We start from the raw sequence: 26,619 nt of genomic DNA on the forward strand, positions 1-26,619 counted from the left end.
GAAGACTCCGGTCTTCTTTTTTTATTTACAAAATGTGATCTAGATCACATAATGAGTAAATAAGCCCCAAATTACGGGGCTTTTAGCGTAAAATAAGAGGGAAAAAAACGAACTCTTTCTTGGGATTGTCATGCACTTTGCACGTAATATTTTTGCCGTTTCGAGCTTAAACTACTTTAAGCTCTTTAAAGGCATGTTATTTGTTTTATTTATCACCGCACTTACCCTTTTACTCTCTTGGGTCTTAGACCCTTATGTTACTAGTTTAGGTAAAAAAATCGAGCTTGTTGGTTTTTGGCAAGTAGTAACCTGGGGAAGCTTGCTGCATTTAAGTTTTTATTTGAGTCCTTTGCTTTTGTTTTTAGTTTTAACGAGTCTTTTTGCGGCTCTTAAACGAGGTAGAGGCAGAGTCAAGCTCTTGGTTTTTTCTCTTCTTGCTTTTGCGGTAAGTTTTACTTGGAGTTGCTATCTCATGGATGCCGAGCAGGTTTTTTTGACTAGCGTTTATGAGACATTAGGCTTGGGTTATCTTTTTGTTCTTTGTATGTATTTACAAAAATTCTATCTTCCTTGTCGTTCGCGTTCTTTAGCTTGGGGGAGAAATTTTCTTCTTACTTTAGCAATTTTTCTTAGCTCGCTAGTAATGTTTTATCATAGCCAAAGCCAAGAGCTTTTAACTTGGCAAGGGGCTTCTTATTTTGTGATTGCAAGTTTAACCTATGCTTGCTTCCAAACTTTAATTAATGTTTTTCTTCCTCGTATGCGTCGGCGTTTAGGAAGCTACTAAGGCAAAGAAATTTCTTTGCCTTTGTTTTATAATAGAGAGCAAAAAACGAGAGAATTCCATGACCATTATTTTAGGCCTAGACCCAGGTTCCATTAATACGGGCTATGGCATAATTGAAAAAAAGGGTTCTAAGTTAACCTATTTAACCTCAGGGGTAATCAGTGTTAAGGGAAGCGAAATTAATAGTCGCTTACCCATTATTTTTGCTCAGTTACAAGAGGTAATTGCCCAATATAATCCAGATCACATGGTGGTTGAGCAAGTATTTATTGCCCAAAACCCCCAGTCGGCAATTAAACTCGGCATGGCACGAGGAATTGCAATTTTAGCTGGGAGTCTAGGCGGAGCAACCATTTTTGAGTTATCGGCTCGACAAGCGAAAAAATTTGTTACGGGCATAGGTAGTGCCAAAAAAGAGCAAGTAAATCGCATGGTTTGTCGTTTACTTAATCTCAGCGTTAAACCTAAACTTGATGCTTCCGATGCTCTAGCTCTGGCTATATCTCATGCTCATACTTTAAATAGCCGATTGCTAATCCAAAAACAACAAACTCAACTCGGGCTCTTTGATCAGCGTACCCAACAAGGCTTGCTCAATAACTCGCTTAATTTAGAAGCTATTGCCCAGCAACAAGGCAATTTAACCCAAGCAAGTGATCCTAACTTAGAAGGTATAGACACCAAGCAAGCCCAATTTAGTAATATAAAAATTAACTCGGGACGCTTTAGTGTTAAATCTGGTAAGGCAACTAACCGCACTAAGCTCGAAGAAAAAATTAAACAACTGCTCAAAGAGAAAAAAGGGAGCTGATTCCCACAAACTTAGTGCAACTATTATGGCTCTAAGCCCTTGATTTTTAGTTGAACTCGGGTAAAATTGGTTTTCTTTTGAGCAAGCTTGGGCTTAATTTGCTATACTAAGCCCGCAATAACAAACAACATTATCTATATTTTATGCAAACGAACACAAAACCATTTTTTCGTACTTCAGCCCTGCTCTTTGTGGTTGCAGTAGTTAGTTTGATCCTTTGGTCAAATTCTTTTCAAAGTTTTTCAGGACAAAGTTGGAATCTTTTCTTTGTCGCAGTCGCTAATGTAGAATATTCTACTCTCTGGCGTGTAGTTTTTCTGGGCGTAATGTTAGGATTTATTCCTCTGGCTATAAGTGTTTGTGCTCTATATTTTCGTCGCAAAACCTTAAAACCTCGCTTTTTCTTTGCCTTAATTAACTTAATTTTGTTAGCTTTAACAGGTTGGTTAATCTTTACTTTAACGCAAAGTTCAGATGCAGTTTTTGCAGGGCAAGGCGAGTTAAAGCAATACTTTTACTCGGGGTATGCTTTAGTTTCGTTGTTAGGTTTTGCTTGGACAGCTTTTTATTTAGCCCCTCTTTATAGTCAAACAAGTATTACGGGTAAACCTTTACTTAAATATATAGGCATAGGGATTTTAGGTTCGGCAGCTAGTGTTGCCCTAGCTCTGGGCGTTCTGCAAGAGTTAAATCTTTCCCTATATAATGCTCCAGGATTACGTTACACAGTTTCACTTTATGGTTATGCCGGAGCTATGGCAGGAGTAATTTACTTCTTAATTGCCTTAGCTTTAATTAAATTTATGCAAGCTTCTACTGCCTATGAGGAAAAAGTAGAGCAAGGGTTAATCAAATAATCATGAATTTTATGCCAGAGGATAAAACCTCTGGCTCTTTTTTTACGAGCAATTTGCTCGCATTAAAAGCAGAGCTTTTGCTTTTTGAGAAAATATAATTTTTTGCTTAATTACTTCCGGAGGAAATATGTCAATTCCAGACAATCTATTAGTTTATAAACAAATGCCTGTATGGAACGCCCAAACTTTACCGGCGATGTTCCAAGAACAGCACAACACCAAAGAAGATACTTATGCTCGTTTAACGGTACTTAAGGGGAAATTAAGATTTTACTTTTTAGATGAGCAAGGTAACGAACTATCACAAGTTGATTTAACGCCAGAAAATACCCCACAAATTATTGAACCCCAAGTGTGGCACAAGGTTCAAGCTCTAACTGATGACCTCGAATGCCAGTTAGCTTTTATGTGTACGCCACAAATGTACTCAGCAAAAAAATATAACCTGAGCCCTGCTCACTCTGAAGTAGTTAAAGCTTTAGAGGTAGTAAAACCAGGTAAGGCATTAGATTTAGGTTGTGGTGGGGGAAGAAACTCGCTCTATTTAGCTTTAAATGGTTTTACGGTTGAGAGTTTAGATCGCAATCTTGAATCTCTTAACTTTGTGCAAAATATTGCTAGCAAAGAGCAATTACCGATTAGTGCACGTGAGTATGATATTAATAGCGCTAGTCTCACAGATAACTATGACTTTATCGTATCTACAGTAGTATTAATGTTCTGTCAGGCAGAGGCTATTGAAAAGATTATTGCTAATATGCAAGAGCATACTAACCCAGGCGGCTATAACCTGATTGTTGCAGCCATGTCAACGCCAGAGTACCCTTGCTCTATGCCTTTCCCATTTACTTTTGCGAGCAATCAGCTAAAAGACTTATATCAAGGTTGGGAGTTTGTTGAGTATAATGAAAACCTTGGGCATTTACATAAAACTGATGCCTTTGGTAATCGCATTCAATTACAATTTGCTACTATGTTAGCTCGCAAACCACAATAATGGGTTAAGTTGATCACTAGTAATTAGTCATACCCTAATTAAAAAAATTAACCATAAAAAAGTCCTCAGGCATGTGCCTGGGGACTCAATTTTTTTATACCTAAGAGAAAATAAAAATATACAAGTCTTAAACTAAAAATATACAAGTCTTAAACTAAAAATATCCAAGACTTTAAGCTAAAAAGACACTCGTTTTTAAAGGGGAGCGTTAGGGCTAGAGCTAGAGCAACTCTCTTGAGGCTCTGCATTTATCCAGCCTTGGAGAATTTGACAGCATGCTTGCACTACTTCAGGAAGAGATTTATCTACTTCAACTTGAACTACATCAGTTTCATTAACTGGCATTTCTAAAGTAGCAAACTGACTTTGCAGCATATTTGCTTTCATAAAGTGCCCAGATCTTTGTTTTAGGCGTTCAAGAATAAGATCATAATCTCCGTGTAAGTGAATAAATTTTACCCGTGGATTACCTTCGCGAATAAAGTCACGGTATTGTTGTTTTAGTGCCGAACAAACAATAATGCCACTTTCGTGTTTATTATCTAAAGAAAAAACTGCATCACGAATACGTTCGAGCCATGGTGCCCTGTCTAGATCATTGAGCGGACGCCCTGAGCTCATTTTTATAATATTTGCTCGCGGATGTAAATCATCCCCGTCAATAAATTTTATCCCGAGATTATCTGCTACAGCTTTACCAACTGAGCTTTTACCAGTGCTCGATACTCCCATAAGGATTACTACTTGGTTTTGTGCCATATTTCCGTCTCTTTGTGCTTAATTTGAGAAAATTTGTAAAAAATCGTAAAAGCAAATTAAGCGATAACTATTTATAAAAAGGGTTAAAAATCCCTAAAATTGTTCTTTTTTCTTTTTTAATTATATACCCGAGAAAAAAATTAAGGCAAGCAAAAAAGAAAGTTTTTTTCATTTATGTGATCTAGATCACATAAATGAGATTTTTATTTTACAAGGGCTCGACAAAGGAGCAAAATATAAAAAGAAACTTTTATAAATTCTAAAAGAAAATTTCTTATCAATCTTATCTTCGCTTTAAGGAATTAGTATGTTAATTGCTATTATGGTGGTGGCAATTTTAGTTTTACTTCTTCTGATTATTAAACTAAAAGTGCACCCGTTTGTGGCGCTAACTATAGTTAGCCTTTTTACAGCTTTAGCTGCGGGAATTAGTATCGATCAAATTATCCCAACTTTACTTAGTGGCTTTGGTTCGACCTTAGCTTCGGTAGCTCTGCTTGTAGGTTTAGGGGCAATGATAGGTCGTTTACTTGAAGTATCGGGCGGGGCACGTGTACTTTCGGATACACTAGTAGAAACCTTTGGAGAAAAACGAGCAGGCTTTGCTATAGGTATAGCTTCGTTACTTTTTGGTTTCCCAATCTTCTTTGATGCTGGGGTTGTGGTAATGCTACCAATTATTTTCAGCCTCGCAAAACGTCTTGGCGGCTCAGTGCTCTACTATGTTTTCCCTTCGGTAGGGGCATTTGCGGTAATGCACGCCTTTTTACCACCGCATCCAGGTCCAGTGGTGTCGGCTGATTTACTGGGAGCTAACATAGGTTTATTAGTACTAGTTGGTTTAGTATGTGCCATTCCAACCTGGTATATAGCTTCATATCTCTATAGTTTATGGATAGGGAAAAGAGTATATGTTCCTTTACCACAAGCATTTTTAAATGCTGTGCTTGGGCAAGAACAAGAAAATATTACTCCACCATCTTTTGCCCGCGTAATTTTTATTTTAGTTTTACCTATTTTATTAATTATGCTGGAGACGGTTTGTAATACTTTACTGGTAGCTAAAGTAATTGAACCTTCAACTTTTGTTGATACCTTACGTTTAATTGGTAAAACGCCAATAGCTTTATTAATTACGCTAATTGTTGCTTTAGTTCTCCTTAAACAACACCGTACTTTATCTGAACTTGAATCTATTTGTGAAAAAGCTCTAGGTCCAATTTGTTCGGTAGTAATTGTAACTGGTGCTGGTGGTATGTTCGGGGGCGTATTAAGAGCTTCGGGAATAGGGCAAGAACTAGCAAATATTTTTGCTCATACTGGTTTACCTATTATTGTGGCAGCCTTTGTTATTGCAACGGTAATTAGGGTAGCCCAAGGTTCGGCAACGGTTGCCTTAACAACAGCGGCTGCTTTAATCGCTCCAACCGTACAAGCGGCTACGGGTTTAAGTGAATTAGATCTATGCTTTATTGTAATTGCCATAGCTTCAGGAGCAACTGTACTTTCGCATGTAAATGATTCAGGTTTCTGGCTCATGAGTCGTTTTTTAGAGATAGATACCAAGACTACACTAAAAACTTGGACAGTGTTAGAAACTCTAATTGGCGGCGTAGGTTTTATTGTTGCATGTATAGGTTACGTGCTCTTCTAAAAATAAAAAAAGAGAGGCTCACCGAGCTTCTCTTTTTTTTGCCAAAAAAAGTCCCGTAAACAAACTTTATGGGATATTTACAAGAATAAATTATTTTTGTTTTTGGAATAGAAAAAATGAGCAATTTCTTTGAAATTTAAGGCATAAAAAAAGAGAAGCCAGATGACTTCTCTTTTTTGTTTGTTGATATTAAGCTTTTGCTTCTGCTTTTGGTGCTGCTTTGAGAATAGCATAAAGCACACCAGTTACAATTGAACCTACAGCAATTGCCACAAAGTAAGTTAATACGTGGTTTACTGTAAATGCAACTAATACCCCACCGTGTGGTGCATTTAATTGTACGCCTGCTAGCATTGAGATAGCACCAGCAATAGCACCACCTAGAGCCGAAGAAGCAATTACACGTAATGGGTCTGCAGCTGCAAATGGAATAGCACCTTCAGAGATAAAGCATAGACCTAAAACAAAGGCTACGTTACCTGAGTCACGTTGTGGAGCTGTGAATTTACGACGAGCAATCCAAGTTGCAATTGCCATACCAATAGGTGGCACCATACCTGCAGCCATTACTGCAGCCATAGGAGTAGTTACGCCTTGTGAAATAAGACCTACAGATACTACATAAGCAGCCTTATTAATTGGACCACCCATATCAATACACATCATAGCTCCAAGGATTAGACCTAGAACTAATGCTGAACCACCTTGAAGCGAAGTTAACCAATCAGATAATGATTGAGAAACTACCGATACATAAGGTCCAATGAGGTATACAGTTAGTAAACCTACAATTAGAGTAGATAGAAGTGGAAGAATTAATATAGGTTTTAATGAAGTAATTGAAGGTGGTAACTTAATACTTCTGCTTAAGAACAGAGTTACATAACCTGATAAGAAACCTGTAACAATTGCTCCTAGGAAACCAGCTCCAAGGTTAGTTACTAAGAAACCTGTAATTAAACCTGAAGCTAAACCTGGACGGTCTGCAATTGAGTAAGCAACATATCCTGAGAATACAGCAAGCATAATTGCAAATGCTGAACCACCACCAATGGTCATTAGGGCTGCTGGTAAAGTACCTTCTTCTTGGAAAGCATTAGGACCAAATAAGAAGCTTAGAGCAATTAATAATCCCCCAGCTACCGTAATTGGTAACATGTGAGATACACCTGTCATTAAGTGACGGTAAATTGCTTGCCAGCCCCCTTCGCTCTTAGCTGTTTCGGTGCTAGAGCTAGAAGTAGCTACTTTAGACTGATAAGGTTTTGCTTGAGCAAATGCCTTTTCAAATTCTTGCGCTGTATTTTTTAGAGCTGCTTTAGTTGAAGTGTGGTAGAAAGGACGACCTTCAAATTTACTTAAATCAACTTCAATATCTGTTGCTGCAAATACTAGGTCAGCAGCTGCCACTTCTTCTGGAGATAATGGGTTACCTACACCCTGTTGTCCACGAGTTTCTACTTTAATATTCCAGCCTTTACTTTTACAGTAAGCTTCGATAGCTTCGGCTGACATAAAAGTATGCGCTACCCCAGTAGGACATGCAGTTACGGCAACGATATTTTTTACTCCTGAAGTTTCTGTAGCAGCTTTAGCGTTTTCTACAGTATTAACTACTACAGGTTTAGCTGCTTCAAGAGTAGCACGAGTATTGTCAGCTAGTTTTTGTAAGTCAACTACTGCAACAGCAAGACCATTAACTTTTGCGTCAGTAACTTGGTTTTCCAGGCTAAGACGTAAATCTGCAGCAAAGGCATCATCAACTAATTGATGTCCTGCTTGGCTCAGAAGAGTTTTAGCCAGAAGTTCGTAAGCTACGGGAAGAGCAGATGATTTTGTTAGATAAATATTCATTGTACTTCCTTATTGCCGCCTTCCTTAAAGGAACTAGGCAATTTGGTGGGTTAAAAAAGGAACAAATTTTTAAGCAATTTTGCTTACTGTTACTTGAGCTAGGAAAGGATCTAGAGTTTCTAGGCTTTCTACCCCAACATTACCTTGAGTTACTGCATAAGCAGAGATCGCCGAAGCAAAGCGTAAAGTTTGCTCAGGGTCAAGGTTATTTACGAGGCTATAAATAAAGCCTGCAACCATAGAGTCACCAGCCCCTACTGTTGAAACTACATTAGTAATTTTTGGCGGTTGAGCTTGGTAAACAAAATCTTTAGTTACCCATAATGAACCTTTAGCTCCCATAGATACTACAACATTAGTAATACCTTGAGCGTTTAATTGGCGTGCTGCTGCTAAAACTTGTTCAATAGAGTCGAATTTAGTTTGTGTTAAAACTTCTAATTCTCTCCAGTTAGGTTTAATTAACCAAGGGTTAGCTTGTAAACCTACTTCTAATGCTTTATTTGAGCTATCAAAAATAACTTTGCAACCTAAAGCATTTAATTGTTCTAACCAAGCTTTAAAATCTGCAAGTTCTACACCACGTGGTAAAGAACCACAAACAGCAACATAATCAAAGCCTTTTAATTGCTCAAGAGTTTGTTGCACAAAAGCTTGCCAATCGGCTGGAGTTACTGTAAAACCTTGGAAGTTTAAGTCAGTTACTTCGCCGTCTTCTTGAGTAACTTTAATATTTACACGTGTTTTCCCCGCAACACGAGCAAATTTGTCTTCAATGCCATATTTAGCAAATTCAGCTTCAAAGTCACCTTTGTTATCTGCACCTAAAAAACCAGTAACTGTGCTTTGTACTTTTAAATCTGCTAAAACTTTAGCAACGTTGATTCCTTTACCAGCTGGGTATAAACCTAAAGTTTCTACAGTGTTTACTTCACCAACTTCGATTTCCCCTACACGACCTACAAGGTCCATAGCTGGGTTTAAAGTAATGGTTGCTACTTTAGTCATGTTAAAAATTCTCCTGAAATTATTCGCCTAAACCTTCGGCAATAGCTTTACCAATTGCAGCTATAGCTTGTTCTGCGTCTTCACCTGTAGCAACAAAGCGAAGTTCGCTACCTTTAGTTGCACCTAGACCTGTTACACGTACCATAGATTTAGCTTTAACTGGAGCTGAACCTGTAGTTAAGTTTTCTACGGTAATTTCAGATTTAAATTGTTTACATACGCGTACTAATTCAGTTGAAGGACGAGCGTGTAAACCGTTATCATTGTGAATTACAAAAGTACCAACTACGCTGTTTTGCTCAACTGCTGGTGCTGCTGGAACTTCAGGAACTGTAGGTACAGTTGGAACTTTAGATAAGCTTGGTGCTTGCGAAGCTGCTGGAGTTGCTGAAGTTGGTGCACTTAGACCAAATACGCCAAGAACGCCATTTAAGTCCGCAGTAGTTAAAGTAGTAGCTTGGTTTACTAAAGTAGCTAGAGCCTTAGCATCACCTGCCCCTGTAAATACAAGGTTAACTAGAGCTTTTACTGGTTTACCATTGCAAGTTACTGCTGAAGTAGGACGAACTAAAGCTAAACCATTAGCTTTTGCACCTTGTGTTGCACTTGATAACCATAAGCCCGAACCTAAGTGAATTGGAGCAAATTTAAAGGCACTGGTAAAGTATTCTGGGGTTGCATAACCTTGCGCTAAAAGATTAGCTGCGTTTAAGGCTAATAAACCTGTAATTTCTGTTGCTTGCGCGTTTAAATCAACTAAGGCTGCTGAAGTAATTGGTAGATTAGTTACAGGAGCTTGAGTATCGCCGTTAATTAATTTAATTAACTCAGCTTTACTTGTAGCCTTAGCTAAAGCTGCAGCTTCTTCTTCCTCACCAATAATATTAGTAATTGCTTTTAAAATAGGTAAGTGTTCGTTTGAACTTGCTGCTATACCAAAAGCAACGTAGGTTTTATCACCTTCGTCATTCCATACTACCCCTTCAGGGAATTGTACTACTGCAACACCTGTAGTTTTTACAAGGTTACGTGTTTTAGTTGTACCGTGTGGAATTGCCACTCCATTGTCTAGATATGTTGAAGTTTGTTGTTCACGTTCAATCATACCGTCAACATAGCCTGGGTCTACACGACCGTTATCAGCTAAAAGTTTAGCAACAATGCGAATAGCTTCTTCTTTGGTAGCTGCTTTTTGATTTAATAAAACATCATTTTCATTAATATTTAACATGAATGATCCCTAGTTGTTTTATTACTCTGCTCGGAACAGAGATGATTAATAAGAAAGCTTGAGATAGTCCAAGCACCTAGCAAATTTAGTTAAGTAAAGAGAGCGTGTCTATTAGCTCTATTCTTTGCTTACCTAAAGGTATAAAAACTCTAAAGACTTTAGGTTAGCGAGAAAGCTGGTTCGGATAAACCTTAAGAATTTAAAGTAAGGTGAGTTTAAGAAAGCTCTTTCTCCCCTTAAACTTCATCTTTTAACAATTGCTTATTATAGCAGAAAGGCGAGATTACCCCAAAAAAAGCAAGGAATATAAAAGTGCAAAAATGCGATAAAATGGGCAGTTTTTTATGGTGCTCAAGGGTTAAAGACCCTGTTGCTATAGGGGTTATTAATTAAATAAATTTTTAACAAGAAAAAATAATATTTGCGGGATACTCGCAATGGGGAAGAAAAGTTTTTCTCAAGGAAAAATTAAGAGAGGAAAATAGAGGCAAAATAGCAAATCTAGCTCAAGAAAGTTAGCAAGCTTAGAGGCAAGGAAAAAAGCAAGCTAACAAAAAAGCAAGCTAACAAAAAAGCAAGCTAACAAAAAAGCAAGCTAACAAAAAAGCAAGCTAACAAAAAAGCAAGCTAACAAAAAAGCAAGCTAACAAAAAGGTAAAAGCAAATTAAACAAGATTAAGTCCTGAGCCAGGACTTAATCTTTTGGGATTAACTCAGGCGGAATTTGTGCCTGCTTTAAGTATTTGTGATAGAGGTGGTAAGGAATCGTAAAGTTCTTCTCTTGCCAAGGTTTAGTACCAATAAAGTGTAATACTTTTACTTTCTCAAGTTTACTGCGATCAATAAAAGCTTCGAGTTCACTAGGTACCAGAGTACAATAACTTGCAAGCGTAGCTTGAGCAAGTTCACGAATTTGCTCGAGATGCTTAGTGTAATCTTCTTTGTTCATAGTTACATTATGCGGATCTTTGAAGTTTACATAATCAGCATCTACTTGCTCAGGAAGCTCGCTTTGGTAGTCAGCTTGATAATAAGAGGCTGCCGCACTAAGTTTTTCCGCATGCAAGGTTTCATAGCCTAGATCTATTTCTTGCTCTTCTGGCTGCAAGAATTGTAAATAGTCTGGTACAGGTTCGGTTCCGGTACGATATGCCTTGTCATTGAGAGGAAAATACAAGTGATCATTGTTTGGATTATAAAAATCATCAAGGCGAAAATAGGTTTTAAATTGCGGCATATTAAAGTGAAGAGGTAAGTATTTTACCCCACCATATCTTTTGCCTTCGATATTTAATACATCCTGATCAGGGAAAGTTAAATACTGACGTTTGATCATAGAGTGGACTAAAAAGCCTTTATCTACTCCAGACTCATGGATAGCCTTTAAGTTAAAGAGTACCATCCCTGAGTTAAAGTAATCGAGCATACTATCCAGACCGAGGTTCTTAATATGTCTAAAGTGATTGCGGTAGTAGTTAACATTTTCACTATTCCAGCCTACGAGCATACTAAGATAGCGATCTCGTATATCAAAATCGCCGACTACAGCAAAGAACTTGCCCTCAAAATCTATTTCATTCATACAGCCCAGATCATCGAGCACGAGCATATCACAGTCGAGATAGAGAACGCGATCAGAGCCGAGCAGATTTAAATCAATAATACTTGGAATATAGAGACGCGAAAAACAATCTATCGAAAAGTAACGCGAAAGAACTATATTTCTTAAGCCTTGCGAGTCGAGTTCATAGCTCATTTCAAAGAGATTGAGAAAACACTCGCCTTGACTTTGTTCACGAACAAACTTTTTTAGCCAATCACTTTGGGCTTTAGTAAAGTTACGTCCTAAGACCACTATTTCGTATTTAGTGCTTTTGCGGTTAGCCAGCAAAGAACTAATTACCGTGGTTAAATGCACAAAGAATTTTTCATTACAAGTAAAAACTATGGTTAATTTGGACATAGAGCTAAAGGAAGGTTAGCGTATTTTAAATAAAACTGATATAAAGTTGTAGCTAAAGTATTAGCTTGGGGATTATGCCAAGGCTTACTGCCAACGCAATGCAGAATTTTTACCTCTTCGATTTTACTCATATCAAGATAAGTAAAAAGATTTGGCGTCACTCTATAGGCACGGTAATTAATACTTGCAAGTAAACGTTCTTTAATTTCATGCCAATGTGGCGTATAGTCTTGGTAAGTAAGCTCTTTTTCTTGTAAATCTATAGCTACTTGAGCTCTTGCCTGTTGTTCTGAGTTTGGCTTGGTGGCTTGAGCCCGAGCAGGAAGCTCTTGATTTTGGTAGCGATTATAGGTTGTCGCGTGCAGAGCTAAAAGCGAGTTATCTTGTTGGCTTTGCTCTTGGGCAAAAGTTAAACTCGGTTGCTCGCTGGCGTTGCTTGCCTCTAAAGCCTTGGCTTGGCGAGGCGAGCTTGGCGTTGGAGCTTGCCATAAGTACGCAGGTACAGCTTGAGTTCCCAGACGACTAGCAAGAGAATTTATATTCACCATTAATTTATCGCGCGCGGGCTTAAATTCTTTTACTTGCCATGCACAGTCTTGGTGCAAGTTATAACTTGGGGCAAGGTATAAAGCTCCCCCTTGTTGTTGAGCAAAAACATTTAATAAAGCTCGACTTGGCTGCATAAAATCTAGCCCCGAGGTATCTTGAGGAACTAAAGTTAGTTGCTCGAGTGTACGTAATTTAGCCAGATTTAATAAAATTACGCCAGTATTAAAGTAGTCTAAAACACTTTGCAGAGGCAATTGTTTAATTTGAGCAATAATTTCAAGAAAGCCTCGCACAGTTTGGTGTTGGCTACCATTTAAACGCAGTAAATATTTTTGGTAAATATGATAATCGTTTACTACCGCAAATACTTTGTCTTGGAAATCTAAACTTACTAGCTCGCTCAGGTCATCAAGGACAAGAGTATCTGTTGCCAGATATAAAATGCGGTCGCTATTGAGTTGAGCAAAAATTTGCGGTAAAGCAAGTAATACTTGCTCATGGCGAGCCAGTTTAAGCTCAGGCAAGAGCTCGAGGGGCATAGGACGCATGCGTGCTATGCAGTTATGCATTTGGATAAAGTGTTTGAGCCAAGCAATTTGTTGGGGATTAAAATCTTGATAAAAAATAAAAATAGTGTAACTTGTAGTACTTTTTTTGTTCTTTAGTAAAGAAGCAAGGGAAGTTACAAGTTGGAGGTAATAGTTTTTATCACAGATATAAACTAGAGATAGGCTTTGCATAGTTATTTTAATAAAAGGGATAGTTTTTTCTTTAGACAGATAAAGTCAAAGATAGTTCTATTATAAAACAAAAAGTCTTTGCCTCAGGTAGCAGTGCTATAATTTAACTTTAGAAAAAAAATTAACAGAGAAAAAATTTATGACTATAAGTACTCTCGAGCACGAGGATTTAACTAAATTTACCCAAGAGCAACAAGGGTATATTCTTATAGGTGCCGATGAGGCAGGGCGTGGTTGCATGTTTGGTCCAGTAGTTACAGCAGCAGCCTTAATTGGCTTTGTTGATTATGCTACGCTTAACCAACTCCAAGCCTTACCTTTGGCACAGCGTTGGCAGCAAATGCAACAGCAACAACGTCAAGTAGAGCAAGGCGAGCACATCAACCCTTATTACCAGAGCTTAGGGTTACAGCTGGATATAGCTCGCACTAAAGATCTTCTTACTTATGCTGCCAAATCGGTAGATTCCAAGAAAATTTCCGAGAAAAAACGTCACTCGCTTTATCAAGAGTTTATCTCACAAGGGCAAGAAGGAAAAATTCTTTTTGCTATAGAAGAGGGCAGTGTTGCTGAAATAGCCCAAAAGAATATTCTCCATGCTTCTTTGGCAGCCATGTCGCGTGCGGTATTACAAGTAGTTGCTCAACTCGAAGAGCGTTGTCAGCAATACGGGATTGATTTTGCCAAAATCCGCTCGCAAATTGTTGTCCTGATTGACGGTAACCAAAAATTACCTGATTTAGGTGACTTAACTCAGCAGGCGGTGGTAAAAGGTGATGCCCTAGTAAGAGAAATTTCTGTAGCTTCAATTTTAGCTAAAAATTATCGTGATCTCTTAATGCAAGAGATGAGTCAACTGCCACAATATGCCAACTACAAGGTTGACAAACACAAGGGCTATGTTACTGCCGAACATGTTGAATTGCTCTTTAAATATGGTCCGTCGGATCAACATCGCCAAGACTATCGTCAAGTGCGTTTAGCGAGTCAAAAAGCTAAAGCTTAGGCTTTTAAAGCAAAAAAGTGTGACCTAAGTCACAAAATCAAATGTTTGTCCTTTTTTCTCCTTGCTATTATGTTATATTTAAGGTAATTAAAACCCAAATAATAAGCTCTCAATTAAATTTTTTGCCCAACTCTGCGTAAGAGAAGCCGAGATTGATTGGATGCTTGTCAAATCTACTTAGGCACATCTATGGAAAGTGATAAACTTCGGCTCCTACATATTTCCGACCACCATCTTTTGAGTGATCAACGCAGTCAATTTGCTGGGATAGTTCCTGGAGATTATTTTGCTGCGGTATTGGAGGATGCCTATAAAGCTAGTTTAGCTTTACCCCAACACAAGTATGACGGGATTATCTGTTCGGGTGATATAGTGCATGATGTTGACCACAATCTAGAGCAAATGGCACAAGCTTATGCAATTTTTAAGCAACAACTCGAACGCTATTTTCCGGACACTCCCCTATATCTCTGTCCAGGAAATCATGATGATCTAACTCTATTTTCTCAGTTAGATTTTAACGCCCCTTATGCTTTAATTGCAGAAAAAGGAATCACGGCAGTAGTATTAAATGCCCACTGGCACTTACTTTTACTTAATTCAAAACATGAAAATAAAGTAGGTGGGAGTATTACTCCAGCTCAGCTTGAAGCCCTTCAAGCTTATCTGCAAGAGCACAGTCAAGTTAATGTTGCTTTAGTTATGCATCATAATCCGACCTTAATTAATTGTGCTTGGCTCGATAGTCATAAATTTAGAGGCATTGTCGACTTCTGGCAAGGCGTGCAAGCCTACCCAAATTTAAAAGCAATTATCCATGGTCATATTCATCAAGATTTTGTCAAGGCAAAGCAACAAGTACAAATTCTTTCGGTGCCGTCCACTAGTGTGCAGTTTAAACCAAATCAAGATGACTTTACCCTCGACCCTATAGGTCCAGGCTATAGAATTTTGACTTTAACTGCCCAAGGCATAGAGCAAGAATTAAAAAGATTGGATCTAGTGTTAGAATACAACCATATTTCTGGATATTAACGCATAAAAACCTCTTGTAAGTTTACTTGCAAGAGGTTTTTTGCTCTTGATTTTCCCTAATTGGCATATATAAATTTATGGTATAATGTACCAAGTATGTCTTATTATTTTTGCGGCTAGAGCCCTCTCTAGTACTAACAGGAATTCCTATCACATGGCTTTAAAAAAACTTAAATTAGTTTCAAGCATTGTTTTAGCTGTAGCTCTAGCAGCTTGTGCTTCTAAAGAGCAAACTGTTAATTACATTACAGGTAATGAACAAACACTTTACACCAAAGCAATCAGTGACCTGCAAAGAAATAAAAACTCAGATGCAGAACAAGTTTTAACGCAACTTTCATTACAATATCCGTTCGGTCAATATCGTAATCAAGTAAATGTATTACAAGCTTATAATGATTTTGTCCGCAGTAACTATGATTTATCTATGGCACAAGTAGATAAATACTTCCAGTCTTACCCAAGTAAAGCGGGAGTGCCTTACGGTGACTATATGCTTTTAATTCATGCGTTATCATCATTTGAAGCTAACCGTGGCTTTTTCCAAAAATTATTTAACATGAATATTGCGGATAACGATACTACCGATATTGAAACAGGTTTAACTGATTTAAGAACCTTACTCGATTACTATCCAAATTCACAATATAAAGATTTTGCGCAAGAACTTTTCAATTACTATGCTGACAAAATTGCCGAAGCTAACTATAAAATTGCTGAGTTCTACTTAAAATACAACAACCCTCTAGCAGCTTATAAACGTGCTAATGTAGTTTTAGTAAACTTTGCTGATTCTCATTATGCTCCTTTAGCTCTAGAGACTTTATATAAAGCAACTCAAGAGTTAGGTTTAGGTTACCAACAAGAGTATGAAGCGATTAAAGCTCGTTTAGCTGAGGTACAAACTCGTCCTCTAGTTACTAAAGTACCTACTCTACCTACATACGCACCTGACTTCTTACAGCAAGCAAAATAAGGTGGTCGCTATGACTAAACGCCTAATTGCGGGCTTAGCTGTGCTCACAGCTTTTAGTTCTTGGGCACATGCTGATGCCAAGCAAGAGTTATTAAACTACCTTGCCAATAACACTTCTTTTGTGGCTAACTTTAAGCTTGTAGCTACAGACCCTAAAGGCAAGGTATTAAATCAACAACAAGGTGAAATTAAAGGACAAAGACCAACTAATTTATACTTACATACAAGCAGTCCAACTGAGAATTATGTAACGGTATATAATGGTGAAGTTACCTACTATGATCCTTTTGTTGAGCAAGTAACTATTTCGAAGTTAGAGCAAAGTCAACCTATGCCTTTTGTCTATCTTCTTGACAATACCTCGCAAGCTTGGGCACAAGCTCAAGTTAGTAAAAAAGGCTCGTGCTACCAGGTAGTAGACCCACAATTGCAAGCAAACTATAAGTATTTACAAGCTTGTATTGTCAATGGAGCTTTAACTGAATTTAGCTACCAAGAGCTAAATGGCAATAAAGCGACTTATACTTTTACTAACTATCGTACCACTAGCCTAGGGGCAAAAGATTTTACTCTTACTTACCCAAGTAGTACTCTAGTAGTACGTAAGTAAAAAAATTAGCCATGAGACTATGTCTCTAAAAAGAGAACCTCCGAATTTACTATAAATTCGGAGGTTTTTTTGTTTTCTCATCTAAGCGAAGGGCTTAGGTTGATTAATTATTTAAATGAGAGAGGAGTAATCCCCAGAAATAATTACACTCACTACTCGCACTAAAAGAGCTAAAGCTAAAAGTAAAATTATTAAGCCCGAAACAAATTCTAATTTAGCTCTAAAGCTCGGGGTAGCAAAACGGCGTGAAAGGTAATTTACCGTTAAAGCCAAAAAGCTCCACCAAAGAATGCCCAGAGCTATATGGGTAAGGGCGAGGATAATAAATTGCTCACTAAAAGAAAAACTTGCTTTGGTACTAAGAAATTGAGGCAAGGTACTTACAATAAATACTAAAGCTTTAGGGTTAAGGATATTAACCAAAAATCCTTTTTTAAAACAATCGGCATTAGATACTTGCTCTTTGCGACTAAGTTTATATAAAGAAGGATCAGCTTGGTCGCCTTGATTTTTTAAAGTGCGTAAATATTTTAACTCTTGTATTGCCCCAAGGAGAATTTTACACGCGAGGTAAATTAAGAATAAGGCACCGAGGATTTGGATTCCACGGAAAACTAAAGGATAGCGCGTAAAAAAGGTCATAGCCCCAATATAGGTTAAAAGTAAATGAAAACTTATCCCTACTTGAATGCCTAAGCCCCCAAAAAAGCCATAACTACGTTTTCTTAAAGAAACCGAAGTTATGTAGACAAAGTCTGGACCTGGTAAAGCTATTGCAACTATGGAAATAACTATCCAGGCAACGAGAATTTCATAACTCATAAATTCCTCAAAAAGCAAATAGGTATTTTTGATTATACTATATAATTTGCGGAATTAAGTGAACACTAAGAAAAAATGAAAAACCTAGAGGTCTTGCCTCTAGGTTTTTAGTCTATGCACAATTGAACGAATGGGTAACCCCTAAAGAAAAGTGGTGCACTTGGGTTGCAAAACCTTTAGTAGCGTAATAGCGTGCCAGTTGATCGGCAATATATACGCTGCGGTGTTGTCCCCCAGTACAGCCTACAGAAATGGTCACAAAGCGACGCGAAGTAGACTTATCTACAGCTTCGAGCCAGCCATTTAAATAGGTTTTAATGCGTTCGAGTTCTAAAGCAGGTTCATTGTATTGCGTGAAAAACTCTTGCACATCTGGATCTTCACCAGTTTGTACTGCCAGTTTTTTATCCCAGTAAGGATTTGGTAAATGGCGCACATCAAAAACAAAGTTACTTGAAGGTGGCGGTCCTTTTTTAAAGCCAAAGCTATTAAAAATCAGCTTGAATTCACTTGGGCTGTGATTGCTACTGGTGAGCTCAATAATATTGATAATTCGGCTTGCTAGACCATGGACATTTAAGTTGGTCGTATTAAGTTGGATATCTGAGCCTTCACGAATAACTTGTAAGAGTTCATACTCTTGTGCTATAGCTTCATCAAGGGTAAGATTATCCGATTGCATAAGTGGGTGGTTACGTCGCGTATCGGCATAACGACTTACAATAACATCGGCATTACAATCTAAAAACAACACCGTAGTATTGCATTTTTGGCGTAAAGTGTCGAGTTCTTTTTTAATATCTTGTAAAGAGACAAGGCTCTTTAAATTACGAATATCTAAACTAATGGCTACTTTTTGCGTAGTTTCGTTTAAGGCGTTTACCACTGTATCGAGAAGTTTTACAGGGATATTGTCTATACAATAGTAACCTTGATCTTCGAGTACCGAAAGGACTACAGATTTACCTGCTCCTGAACGTCCGCTAATAACAATTAAGTCCATTCTTATTGTTCCTTATGCACAAGTTTATGATTAAGCTCATTATAACACAAAAGACCCAAGCAAAACTTGCTGGGTCTTAAGCTTATCTTAGGCAATAATTTGGTCAATGATTCCACCACCGAGGCAACGTTCGCCGTAGTAGAATACTGCCGATTGACCTGGAGTAATTGCCCATTGTGGGGCATCAAAAGTAACTTGCAGAGTTTGCTCATCAAGATAACTTAAATGACAAGTTACATCTTGGGAGCGGTAACGTACTTTACAAGTAATACCTTCTTTTACGCGTCCAGTTTCTTGATCAATAAAGTCCATATAACTTAGGCTCGTACTATGTAATTGGGTTACCGTACAACCTGAAGCATATAAGGCTGGATCTTTATCTGAATCAACCACATAGACAATATTATTAGTTACGTCTTTTTTAGCTACATACCAACCTGCATCTTGGTGTCCTTGGATTCCCCCGATGCCTAGACCTTTTCTTTGTCCAATCGTATAGTACATAGCCCCATTGTGCGTACCTAGCACTTGGTTGTCAGCAAGGTTACGAATTTCTCCGCGTTTTGCTGGTAAATAAGTTGAAAGGAAGTCGGCAAATTTACGTTCGCCAATAAAACAAATTCCTGTTGAATCTTTTTTCTTGGCAGTACGCAGATTTAAGTGTTCGGCAATAAGACGCACTTGAGGTTTTTCAAGTTCACCTACTGGGAAAAGAACTTTAGCTAGCACATCTTGCGATAAAGTATATAAGAAGTAGCTTTGGTCTTTATTATTATCGAGACCACGTAATAAAGTAGCCTTACCATCACGGTTGCTGCCACGACGGCAATAGTGACCTGTAGCTATAAGATCTGCATTTAAGTCTTCGAGAGCATAGTCAAGAAAGGCTTTAAATTTAATTTCTTTATTACAGAGAATATCTGGGTTTGGGGTACGCCCCGCAGCATATTCTTGTAAAAAGTTTTCAAAAACATTGTCCCAGTACTCAGCAGCAAAGTTAATTTTATGTAACTTAATACCAAGTTGATCTGCTACAGCTTGAGCATCTGCAAGATCGACTGCTGCCGTACAATATTCGGTACCATCGTCTTCTTCCCAGTTTTTCATGAAAACGCCTTCTACATCATAGCCTTGCAGTTGCAGGATATAAGCAGATACCGAAGAGTCTACACCACCAGACATACCCACAATTACTTTAGTGTTGGCATTTTCTGGTTTAGCTTGCGCTTTTAAATGCGCGATTAAACTATTAATCTCTGTCATAATTTGTCAAAAAATTGCGATATAAAAAGTGGCAACAGGGCAACTTTAAGTTGCCCTGTTGGTTATTTTGCCTTAAATACTCCCTCACCTGTACGGTCAGAAGCATAATCACTGTCAGCTTGAGTTTGTGCTTGTTGACGCACTTGCTCACGACGCTCTGGGTCATTTTTGTAAGCTTTACGAGCTAACTCTTCACGAGCGGTTGAACAAGGTTCTTTACAAGAACAAGCTTTAGCTATACCTAGAGCATCCAAGCCACCACAAGAGCCTTTAATTGGTTTACGCTTAAACATAACGCCAATTGAAGCCCCTGCAACTACAACTAAGAGAATTACTAGGGTTAAAACAAAGGTTGCTAGCATGAATACCTCTTTTTATATCATGTTAATAATAAGATGGCAAAGACATATCCTCTAAGCAAATTTTTATAGGATAGATCTCTGTATATTATACGTTATTTTCTTAAGATTTACTATAAAAACTATTTATCCCTAGTTTGAGGTATTAGTTAGCGAGAAAAGCTAGGTATTTAAGTTAAGAAAAAGGGCAACCAAAGAACAATCAAAGAACAAGAAAAACCGAGAAAGGTATAACTAACAATAAAGGAAAAAGAGATATTGCTCAAAAGCAAAAGATCAAACACAAAAGCTCAAACACAAAAGCAAAATCTCAAAGGTAAAAGTAAAATATATATCCGCCTCTTCTACAAAAAAATCAAATGCGCAAAAATTAACTAATAAGCTTTTTACTTTTTTTGCCATAAAAAAAATCCCCATGTTAAACATGAGGATTTTTAATTATGCTATTGCACAGTTTTTTCACTTTCAACCATTTTAGCAAAGGCCGAAGATTGACGGGTAATGAATTTACCGTCTTGATACTGAATAACAAAGATAGCTAGATTTAATTTCTCTGCTACTTCAAGAGCCTTATCTGCTCCCATTACATATAAGCCAGTAGAAAAGCCATCGGCAGTCATACAGTCATCGGCAATAACCGTGAGGCTAACCGTATCGTGGGTTACAGAATAGCCAGTAAATGGATCTATTTCATGGGTAATACGTTTACCGTCAACATAACGGAAATTACGGTAGTGCCCTGAAGTTGCTAGAGCTTTATTAGTTAGCGAGATAATAGTATTTGCTGAGTTAGCTGCATCTTCGCGAGGTTGCTCTATAGCTACTTGCCAAGGTTTGTTAGATGGATTGTTTCCGCGAGTAACTATTTCCCCACCAATTTCTACAAGGAAGTTAGTTGCCCCACGATCAGCAAGGTATTTAGCAGCAAGGTCAACGGCATAACCTTTGGCAATTGAAGAAAGGTCAATTTCTACTTTAGGGTCATGTTTTACTAAAGCGTAAGTATTATTACTATTTTCAATGAGGCTATACTTGTCTGGACCTACGTGTTGCAGCATTTGTTTAACATCAGCATCACTAAGGTTTTCTTGAGCTTGCCCTGGACCAAAGCCCCAAGCTTTTACTAAAGAGTAAACTGTAATTTCTTCATAGCCTAGCGTTTGTTCGCGAATGCGATCGGCAGCTTTAATTACGGCTGCAAAGTCAGCAGTGATTGGAAATGGGCGTTCAGCTTGATCGAATTTATTAAAACGCGAAATTAAAGAATTAGGATCATAAGTTGAAAACTCAGAATTAAACTGGCTAAAGAATTTAGTTAAGCCTTCTTGAATTTGTTCTGGAGTTTCATTTACTTCATTTGGTCTAAAAGTAATGTGGTATGAAGTACCAAAAACATTACCTGAAATTTGGATTGCTGTAACTTTTTCAGCTTGCTCAGCTGTTGCTGGGCTAGTTGCAGGTGCAGTTTCAGAGTTACTAAAAAAGAGATTTTTTATCGTTACAGCAAAGATAAAAAAGACAATAATGGCAATAATGCGTTTACGATTTGACATAATTGTTGGATAACTAGTTAGCGAGGAAAAAATTTTTTTTATTATAGCCCAAATGGCAAATTAAGAGAAAAAATATTTCCTTTTGTTACTAAAAATCAACGCCAAAGAGAACGTAACTTAAGTTTTTAACAAAAAATTTGCTTTAATTGTGCCCATTTATGAAAAACTTAGCTAAGTTAGGGGTCTAAATTTGTTTTTATGTGATCTAGGTCACAAAAAGGAAAAAAAGTAGAAAAAAGTTACTTTTTAGCTTTGAAATTTTTTGCAAAATCTAAGATAATATTAAGTATTAAGCCATGCGTTAAAATTCTGCATTTTAACGTTAATTTAACCGCTTTTAAATTCTACTTTTTAGAGAAAAGTTAATTGGCAAAAATTAATAGATCATCCGAAATTTTTTTGGAGTTAATTTTTCTCTCAAATTCAGGTATTGAATTTGTCTCGGGGAAGTTAAAAGAATTCTAGTTTCTAGGAAGTATTTCATGAAATATGAAAAAGATATTAAAGCCATAATTGCGGGAGTAGGTGGCAAAGAGAATATTATCTCGGTAGTTCACTGTGCAACTCGTTTAAGAATGGTGTTAAAAAATCCTGACTTAGCTGACGAAAAAGCATTAGATAAAATTGACTTAGTAAAAGGTACATTCAATGCTAAAGGTCAATTCCAAATTATTATCGGTGCAGGTACAGTAAACGTTGTATGTGCGGAAATGCAACAAATTCTTGGTCTTTCAGAAAACAATGTTACTGTAGACGAAGATGCACAACAACCTAAGAACTTATTATTACGCTTTGTAAAAGTTCTTTCTGATATCTTCGTACCAATTATCCCAGCGATCGTGGCTGGGGGTCTTTTAATGGGGTTATATAACGTACTAACAGCTTCATTCTTTGCTGACGGTAGTTCGTTATTATCTCGTTACCCAGGAATTGACGGCATAGCTTCAATGATTAACAGCTTTGCCAATGCGCCATTTATCTTCTTACCAGTACTAATTGCTTTCTCAGCAAGCCGTATTTTTGGTGGTAACCCATTCTTAGGTGCTGCTATGGGTATGATCATGGTGCACCCAGATCTACTAAACGCTTATGTAGTAGGTCAAACTGCAGCTGACGCTATTCCTTACTGGGATATTTTTGGTTTCCACATTGATAAAGTTGGTTACCAAGGTACAGTATTACCAATTCTTGCTGTTACTTACATTCTTGCAAAAATTGAAAACTTCTTACGTTCAATTACGCCAAGCTGGTTAGATAACTTAACTACACCATTAATTGCAATTATTGTAACTTCAGCAATTACTTTCATTATCGTAGGTCCAGTTCTACGTGATGCAGGTGACTACTTAGCTGCTGGCTTAGCATGGTTATATAACTCACTTGGTTTTGTTGGTGGTGGTCTATTTGGTGCTATCTACGCTCCATTAGTAATTACTGGTCTTCACCAATCATTTGTGGCAGTAGAAACTCAATTAATTGCTAACGTAGCTGTTACTGGTGGTACATTCATTTTCGTAACTGCTGCATGTTCAAACGTAGCACAAGGTGCTGCAACTTTAGCGGTATTATTTACAAGCCGTAACACTAAAGTTAAATCTCTATGTACTTCAGCTGGTATCTCAGCGTTACTAGGTATTACTGAACCAGCAATGTTCGGGGTGAACATTAAATTAAAATACCCATTCATCGGTGCTCTATGTGGTGCTGCTTTAGGTTCTGCATTCATGGCATTTACTAAAACTTTAGCTGTAGCTTTAGGGGCAGCTGGTTTAGTGGGCTTTGTATCTGTAAGACCACAAGATTGGGGTTCATACTTCACAGCAATCGCAATTTCAATTGTTGTAGCATTTGTAGTAACTTTAGTTTTAGGTAAACGTGCTGAAGCTAAAGAAGCAGCTGCAGAACAAGCTGCACAAGAAGAAGCGAAAGCAACTGTAGATTTAGTTAAACAAGCTGAAACTCAAGCTCGTGTAGTTAAAGCAGCAGCTGTAGCTTTAAAAGCTGGTGAAAACGTAGTACTTAACTCTCCATTAGCAGGTAATGTTAAACCTTTAGACCAAGCTAGCGATCCAGGTTTTGCTTCATTAGCTATGGGTCCTGGGGTAGTAGTAGAACCAACTGATGGTAAAGTATATGCACCACGTGCAGGTAAAGTACAAAGCCTCTTCCCTTCTAAACATGCACTCATTTTAGAATTAGATAATGGTATTCAATTACTTGTACACTTAGGTATTGATACTGTTTCTCTAAATGGTAAAGGCTTTACCGCTCATGTTAAAACAGGTGATCAAGTAAAAGCTGGTCAACTCTTATTAGAAGCTGACTTAGCATTCATTAAATCTCAAGGTCTATCAACTGAAACTCCAGTGGTAGTTGCAAACTTTGAAAATGATGACGGTGATCAAGTGTACTCTGTAACAGAAGTGTCTACAGGGCAACGTGCTGCGAATCAACCTGCATTCACGGTTTTAGCAAAATAATTTAATTTTATAAAAGCCTGAGGAAATGACTTTCCTTAGGCTTTTCTTTTGTTTGTGGTAAAATATACGAAATTAACCCGTAGAAACACAATATGCAGAAAAAAGACTACCTACAAAAATATTCTAGCCAAGAGTCTCTTGCGGTGCGTCAAAGCGTAGCCCAAGATCCATACCGTTTACACTATCATATTCAACCTGAACAAGGTTGGGTAAATGACCCTAATGGTTTATGCGTTTTAGACGGACAAGTACATATTTATTTCCAATATAGTCCGTTTAATGCCAAAGGGGGTGAAAAACTTTGGGGACATGTTTCTACCAAAGACTATCTCAACTTTAAAGAATATGAGCCAGCTTTATATCCAGATAACCCAGCAGATGCTGACGGTGTTTATTCTGGTTCGGCATTTGTTAAAGACGGTGTAGGTTACTTCTATTACACCGGGAATGTAAAACACCGCGACCAAGACTATGACTATATTTATGCTGGTCGTGAACACAATACTATTCTCGTAACTTCACGCGATGGTAAAGAGTTTACTAGCAAGCAAGTACTTTTACGTAACACCGACTATCCTGAAGACATGACTTGTCATGTGCGTGATCCTAAAGTATGGGAATACCAAGGACGTTACTATATGATCCTTGGCGCCCGTGATGTAAATAATCATGGTTTAGCTTTAATTTATGTTTCTGACGATTTAACGCACTGGGATTTCCACATGCGTATTAACGTAGATCATAAACTAGGCTATATGCTTGAATGTCCAGATCTCTTTGAGTTAGACGGTCAATGGTTCTTAATCTCTTGTCCACAAGGCATGGAAGCCGAAGATTGGCGTTTTAACAACATTTACCAATGTGGTTATCAAACTCTAGATATAGATTTAGAAGGTAAAACTTACAAGTTTACTAGTGATTTCATTGAGCTAGATGCTGGTTTTGATTTCTATGCTCCACAAACTTTTGTTGATGAGCAAGGTCGTCGTATTCTAATCGGTTGGTTTGGTTTACCAGATATTCCTTATACTAACCCAACAGTAGAAGCAGGTTGGCAACACTGTCTATCTATCCCACGTGTGTTATACAATAACAATGGGGTATTAGATCAACGTCCTTTACCTGAGTTACAAAACTTACGTCAAACCTCTATTGTAGAAGCAGCGTTAACTCCTGCTAAATTCCACCAAGGTTTTGCAACTGCAGTATATGAGTTAGATCTAATTCCACAAGAAGGAAGCGATCTTCGTCTTGCTTTACGTAGCGATGTAACTTTAGAGTATGATGCTGCAACTTTAACCCTAACTTTAAATATGGGCGAACAAGCTGGAGCAGGACGTGAACAACGTAAAGTGGTGCTAGATAAACAACTGCAACGTTTACACGTATTTAGTGATACTTCATCTCTTGAAATCTTTGTTAATACAGGGGAAGTGGTATTTAATACCCGTGTATACTCAAGTGCAGAAAATCAACGTGTACAACTTCTTTCAAGTGACTTTGTAAAAGCTGAGCTTTACCAATTAGGTAATATTAAAGTAACAAAAGAAAAATAGTACTTTAATTTAGTATTCTCCGAATTTTAATTTAAAATTCGGAGAATTTCTTTTTTTTGTCTTGGCTTTTCTTCTCTTTTCTCATCATTTTTACTACTCTTATTTCTTCTCCTTTACTTTAGTTTTCTTTTTCTTGTTTCCTTTGCTTTTATCTTTTCCTTTACTTTAGTTTTTTCTTCCTTTTGTTCCTTTGCTTTTGTCTTTTCCTTTACTTTAGTTTTTTCTTCCTTTTGTTCCTTTGCTTTTGTCTTTTCCTTTACTTTAGTTTTTTCTTCCTCTTGTTCCTTTGCTTTTGTCTTTTCCTTTACTTTAGTTTTTTCTTCCTCTTGTTCCTTTGTCTTTTCCTCTTTTCCTTTCCCTTCGTCTTTCTCTTTGCCTTTTACCTTCCTCTTTGTCTTTCCTTTTTATTATTCCTATTCTCAGAAATACAGATTTTTATTCTTTTCTCAGGCTAATATTTAATTTTCTGGGGCTAATATTTAATTTATTTTTCATTAATTTAAGTAAAAACCAAAAAAATTCCTAAAAAATATATTTTTATTTAGAGTCTTAAGGCTAAAATCTCTGGTTTTGATCATTTTTGATCAAAAATGGCAGATATAGGCTAAAAATACCTAGTCAGCAGTAAGGTTATTGAGGGCAAATTATCACCTAATTAATGCTTAAAGAATTGATTTTTAGAGATAAAATAGTAAAGTGTTTTTTGAGTAAATGCTTAGGTAAGAAAAAGTGTGATCTACGTCACA

At 37.4% G+C, this 26,619-nt stretch carries 21 protein-coding genes and 2 pseudogenes; 12 read left to right on the plus strand and 11 right to left on the minus strand.

What is annotated here, in order from left to right:
• Window positions 1-130: 130 nt before the first annotated feature.
• The 4 genes from CJP74_RS03980 (at window position 131) to tehB (ending at window position 3,452) form a co-directional block, all read left to right on the plus strand.
• The gene (locus CJP74_RS03980) at window positions 131-787 is read left to right on the plus strand and encodes a hypothetical protein (protein WP_119496971.1); all 657 of its coding nucleotides are present in this window, start codon (window positions 131-133) and stop codon (window positions 785-787) included.
• 58 nt (window positions 788-845) lie between these two features.
• Window positions 846-1,598: a crossover junction endodeoxyribonuclease RuvC gene (gene ruvC, locus CJP74_RS03985; protein WP_119496972.1), complete on the plus strand. Its 753-nt coding sequence runs from the start codon at window positions 846-848 to the stop codon at window positions 1,596-1,598.
• A gap of 143 nt (window positions 1,599-1,741) precedes the next feature.
• The gene (locus tag CJP74_RS03990; RefSeq protein WP_119496973.1) at window positions 1,742-2,455 is read left to right on the plus strand and encodes a hypothetical protein; all 714 of its coding nucleotides are present in this window, start codon (window positions 1,742-1,744) and stop codon (window positions 2,453-2,455) included.
• A 133-nt stretch (window positions 2,456-2,588) separates the two neighbouring features.
• Window positions 2,589-3,452, plus strand: a complete 864-nt coding sequence (gene tehB / locus CJP74_RS03995) for an SAM-dependent methyltransferase TehB (protein WP_222986907.1) — start codon at window positions 2,589-2,591, stop codon at window positions 3,450-3,452.
• A 195-nt stretch (window positions 3,453-3,647) separates the two neighbouring features.
• Here the strand turns inward: tehB and CJP74_RS04000 are convergent, their stop codons facing one another.
• Window positions 3,648-4,211, minus strand: a complete 564-nt coding sequence (locus tag CJP74_RS04000) for a gluconokinase (RefSeq protein WP_119496975.1) — start codon at window positions 4,209-4,211, stop codon at window positions 3,648-3,650.
• 307 nt (window positions 4,212-4,518) lie between these two features.
• Here CJP74_RS04000 and CJP74_RS04005 point away from each other — a divergent pair, with 307 nt between their 5' ends.
• Complete coding sequence (locus CJP74_RS04005; protein WP_119496976.1) at window positions 4,519-5,865, plus strand: GntP family permease; 1,347 nt, start codon at window positions 4,519-4,521, stop codon at window positions 5,863-5,865.
• A 189-nt stretch (window positions 5,866-6,054) separates the two neighbouring features.
• Here the strand turns inward: CJP74_RS04005 and CJP74_RS04010 are convergent, their stop codons facing one another.
• The 5 genes from CJP74_RS04010 to CJP74_RS04030 all read right to left on the minus strand — a co-directional run bounded on the left by CJP74_RS04010 (window position 6,055) and on the right by CJP74_RS04030 (window position 13,210).
• Entirely contained in the window at window positions 6,055-7,719 is a 1,665-nt protein-coding gene (locus CJP74_RS04010; protein ID WP_119496977.1) for a fructose-specific PTS transporter subunit EIIC, read from the minus strand.
• Between the two features lie 69 nt (window positions 7,720-7,788).
• The gene (fruK, locus tag CJP74_RS04015; RefSeq protein WP_119496978.1) at window positions 7,789-8,727 is read right to left on the minus strand and encodes a 1-phosphofructokinase; all 939 of its coding nucleotides are present in this window, start codon (window positions 8,725-8,727) and stop codon (window positions 7,789-7,791) included.
• A gap of 19 nt (window positions 8,728-8,746) precedes the next feature.
• A complete protein-coding gene (gene fruB / locus CJP74_RS04020; protein ID WP_119496979.1) occupies window positions 8,747-9,958 on the minus strand; it encodes a fused PTS fructose transporter subunit IIA/HPr protein in 1,212 nt (403 codons plus the stop codon).
• A gap of 694 nt (window positions 9,959-10,652) precedes the next feature.
• Entirely contained in the window at window positions 10,653-11,921 is a 1,269-nt protein-coding gene (locus CJP74_RS04025) for a glycosyltransferase family 8 protein (RefSeq protein WP_119496980.1), read from the minus strand.
• Window positions 11,909-13,210 (minus strand): glycosyltransferase family 8 protein, encoded by a 1,302-nt coding sequence (locus tag CJP74_RS04030; protein ID WP_119496981.1) that lies wholly within the window; start codon window positions 13,208-13,210, stop codon window positions 11,909-11,911. The genes CJP74_RS04025 and CJP74_RS04030 overlap by 13 nt, the downstream gene beginning before the upstream one ends.
• A 139-nt stretch (window positions 13,211-13,349) precedes the next feature.
• Here CJP74_RS04030 and CJP74_RS04035 point away from each other — a divergent pair, with 139 nt between their 5' ends.
• The 4 genes from CJP74_RS04035 (at window position 13,350) to CJP74_RS04050 (ending at window position 16,837) form a co-directional block, all read left to right on the plus strand.
• A complete protein-coding gene (locus CJP74_RS04035) occupies window positions 13,350-14,216 on the plus strand; it encodes a ribonuclease HII (RefSeq protein WP_119496982.1) in 867 nt (288 codons plus the stop codon).
• A 189-nt stretch (window positions 14,217-14,405) separates the two neighbouring features.
• Window positions 14,406-15,251 carry a metallophosphoesterase gene (locus CJP74_RS04040; protein ID WP_119496983.1) on the plus strand — a complete coding sequence of 282 codons (846 nt, stop codon included), beginning with the start codon at window positions 14,406-14,408 and terminating at the stop codon, window positions 15,249-15,251.
• A 154-nt stretch (window positions 15,252-15,405) separates the two neighbouring features.
• Window positions 15,406-16,227, plus strand: a complete 822-nt coding sequence (gene bamD / locus CJP74_RS04045; RefSeq protein ID WP_222986903.1) for an outer membrane protein assembly factor BamD — start codon at window positions 15,406-15,408, stop codon at window positions 16,225-16,227.
• A gap of 10 nt (window positions 16,228-16,237) precedes the next feature.
• Window positions 16,238-16,837 (plus strand): outer-membrane lipoprotein carrier protein LolA, encoded by a 600-nt coding sequence (locus CJP74_RS04050; protein WP_119496985.1) that lies wholly within the window; start codon window positions 16,238-16,240, stop codon window positions 16,835-16,837.
• Between the two features lie 111 nt (window positions 16,838-16,948).
• Here CJP74_RS04050 and CJP74_RS04055 read toward each other — a convergent pair whose 3' ends face one another.
• The 5 genes from CJP74_RS04055 to CJP74_RS04075 form a co-directional block, all read right to left on the minus strand.
• Complete coding sequence (locus tag CJP74_RS04055; protein WP_119496986.1) at window positions 16,949-17,659, minus strand: LysE family translocator; 711 nt, start codon at window positions 17,657-17,659, stop codon at window positions 16,949-16,951.
• Window positions 17,660-17,771: 112 nt separating this feature from the next.
• A complete protein-coding gene (gene rapZ / locus CJP74_RS04060; RefSeq protein WP_119496987.1) occupies window positions 17,772-18,662 on the minus strand; it encodes an RNase adapter RapZ in 891 nt (296 codons plus the stop codon).
• Between the two features lie 87 nt (window positions 18,663-18,749).
• Window positions 18,750-19,925, minus strand: a complete 1,176-nt coding sequence (gene mnmA / locus CJP74_RS04065; RefSeq protein ID WP_119496988.1) for a tRNA 2-thiouridine(34) synthase MnmA — start codon at window positions 19,923-19,925, stop codon at window positions 18,750-18,752.
• Window positions 19,926-19,987: 62 nt separating this feature from the next.
• The gene (nqrM, locus tag CJP74_RS04070; protein WP_119496989.1) at window positions 19,988-20,287 is read right to left on the minus strand and encodes a (Na+)-NQR maturation NqrM; all 300 of its coding nucleotides are present in this window, start codon (window positions 20,285-20,287) and stop codon (window positions 19,988-19,990) included.
• Window positions 20,288-20,727: 440 nt separating this feature from the next.
• Window positions 20,728-21,837, minus strand: a complete 1,110-nt coding sequence (locus CJP74_RS04075) for an FAD:protein FMN transferase (protein WP_119496990.1) — start codon at window positions 21,835-21,837, stop codon at window positions 20,728-20,730.
• A gap of 482 nt (window positions 21,838-22,319) precedes the next feature.
• Between CJP74_RS04075 and CJP74_RS04080 the strand changes: the two are divergent.
• The 3 genes and pseudogenes from CJP74_RS04080 to CJP74_RS04085 form a co-directional block, all read left to right on the plus strand.
• A pseudogene (locus CJP74_RS04080) lies at window positions 22,320-23,726 on the plus strand (sucrose-specific PTS transporter subunit IIBC); the annotation flags it as partial.
• Window positions 23,727-23,867: 141 nt separating this feature from the next.
• Window positions 23,868-24,317, plus strand: a pseudogene (locus tag CJP74_RS08235) (PTS sugar transporter subunit IIA); the annotation flags it as partial.
• Between the two features lie 92 nt (window positions 24,318-24,409).
• The gene (locus CJP74_RS04085) at window positions 24,410-25,873 is read left to right on the plus strand and encodes a glycoside hydrolase family 32 protein (protein ID WP_119496992.1); all 1,464 of its coding nucleotides are present in this window, start codon (window positions 24,410-24,412) and stop codon (window positions 25,871-25,873) included.
• Window positions 25,874-26,619: the final 746 nt, after the last annotated feature.

The organism is Psittacicella melopsittaci, assembly GCF_003585925.1.
In the GTDB taxonomy this organism is placed as follows: domain Bacteria; phylum Pseudomonadota; class Gammaproteobacteria; order Enterobacterales; family Psittacicellaceae; genus Psittacicella; species Psittacicella melopsittaci.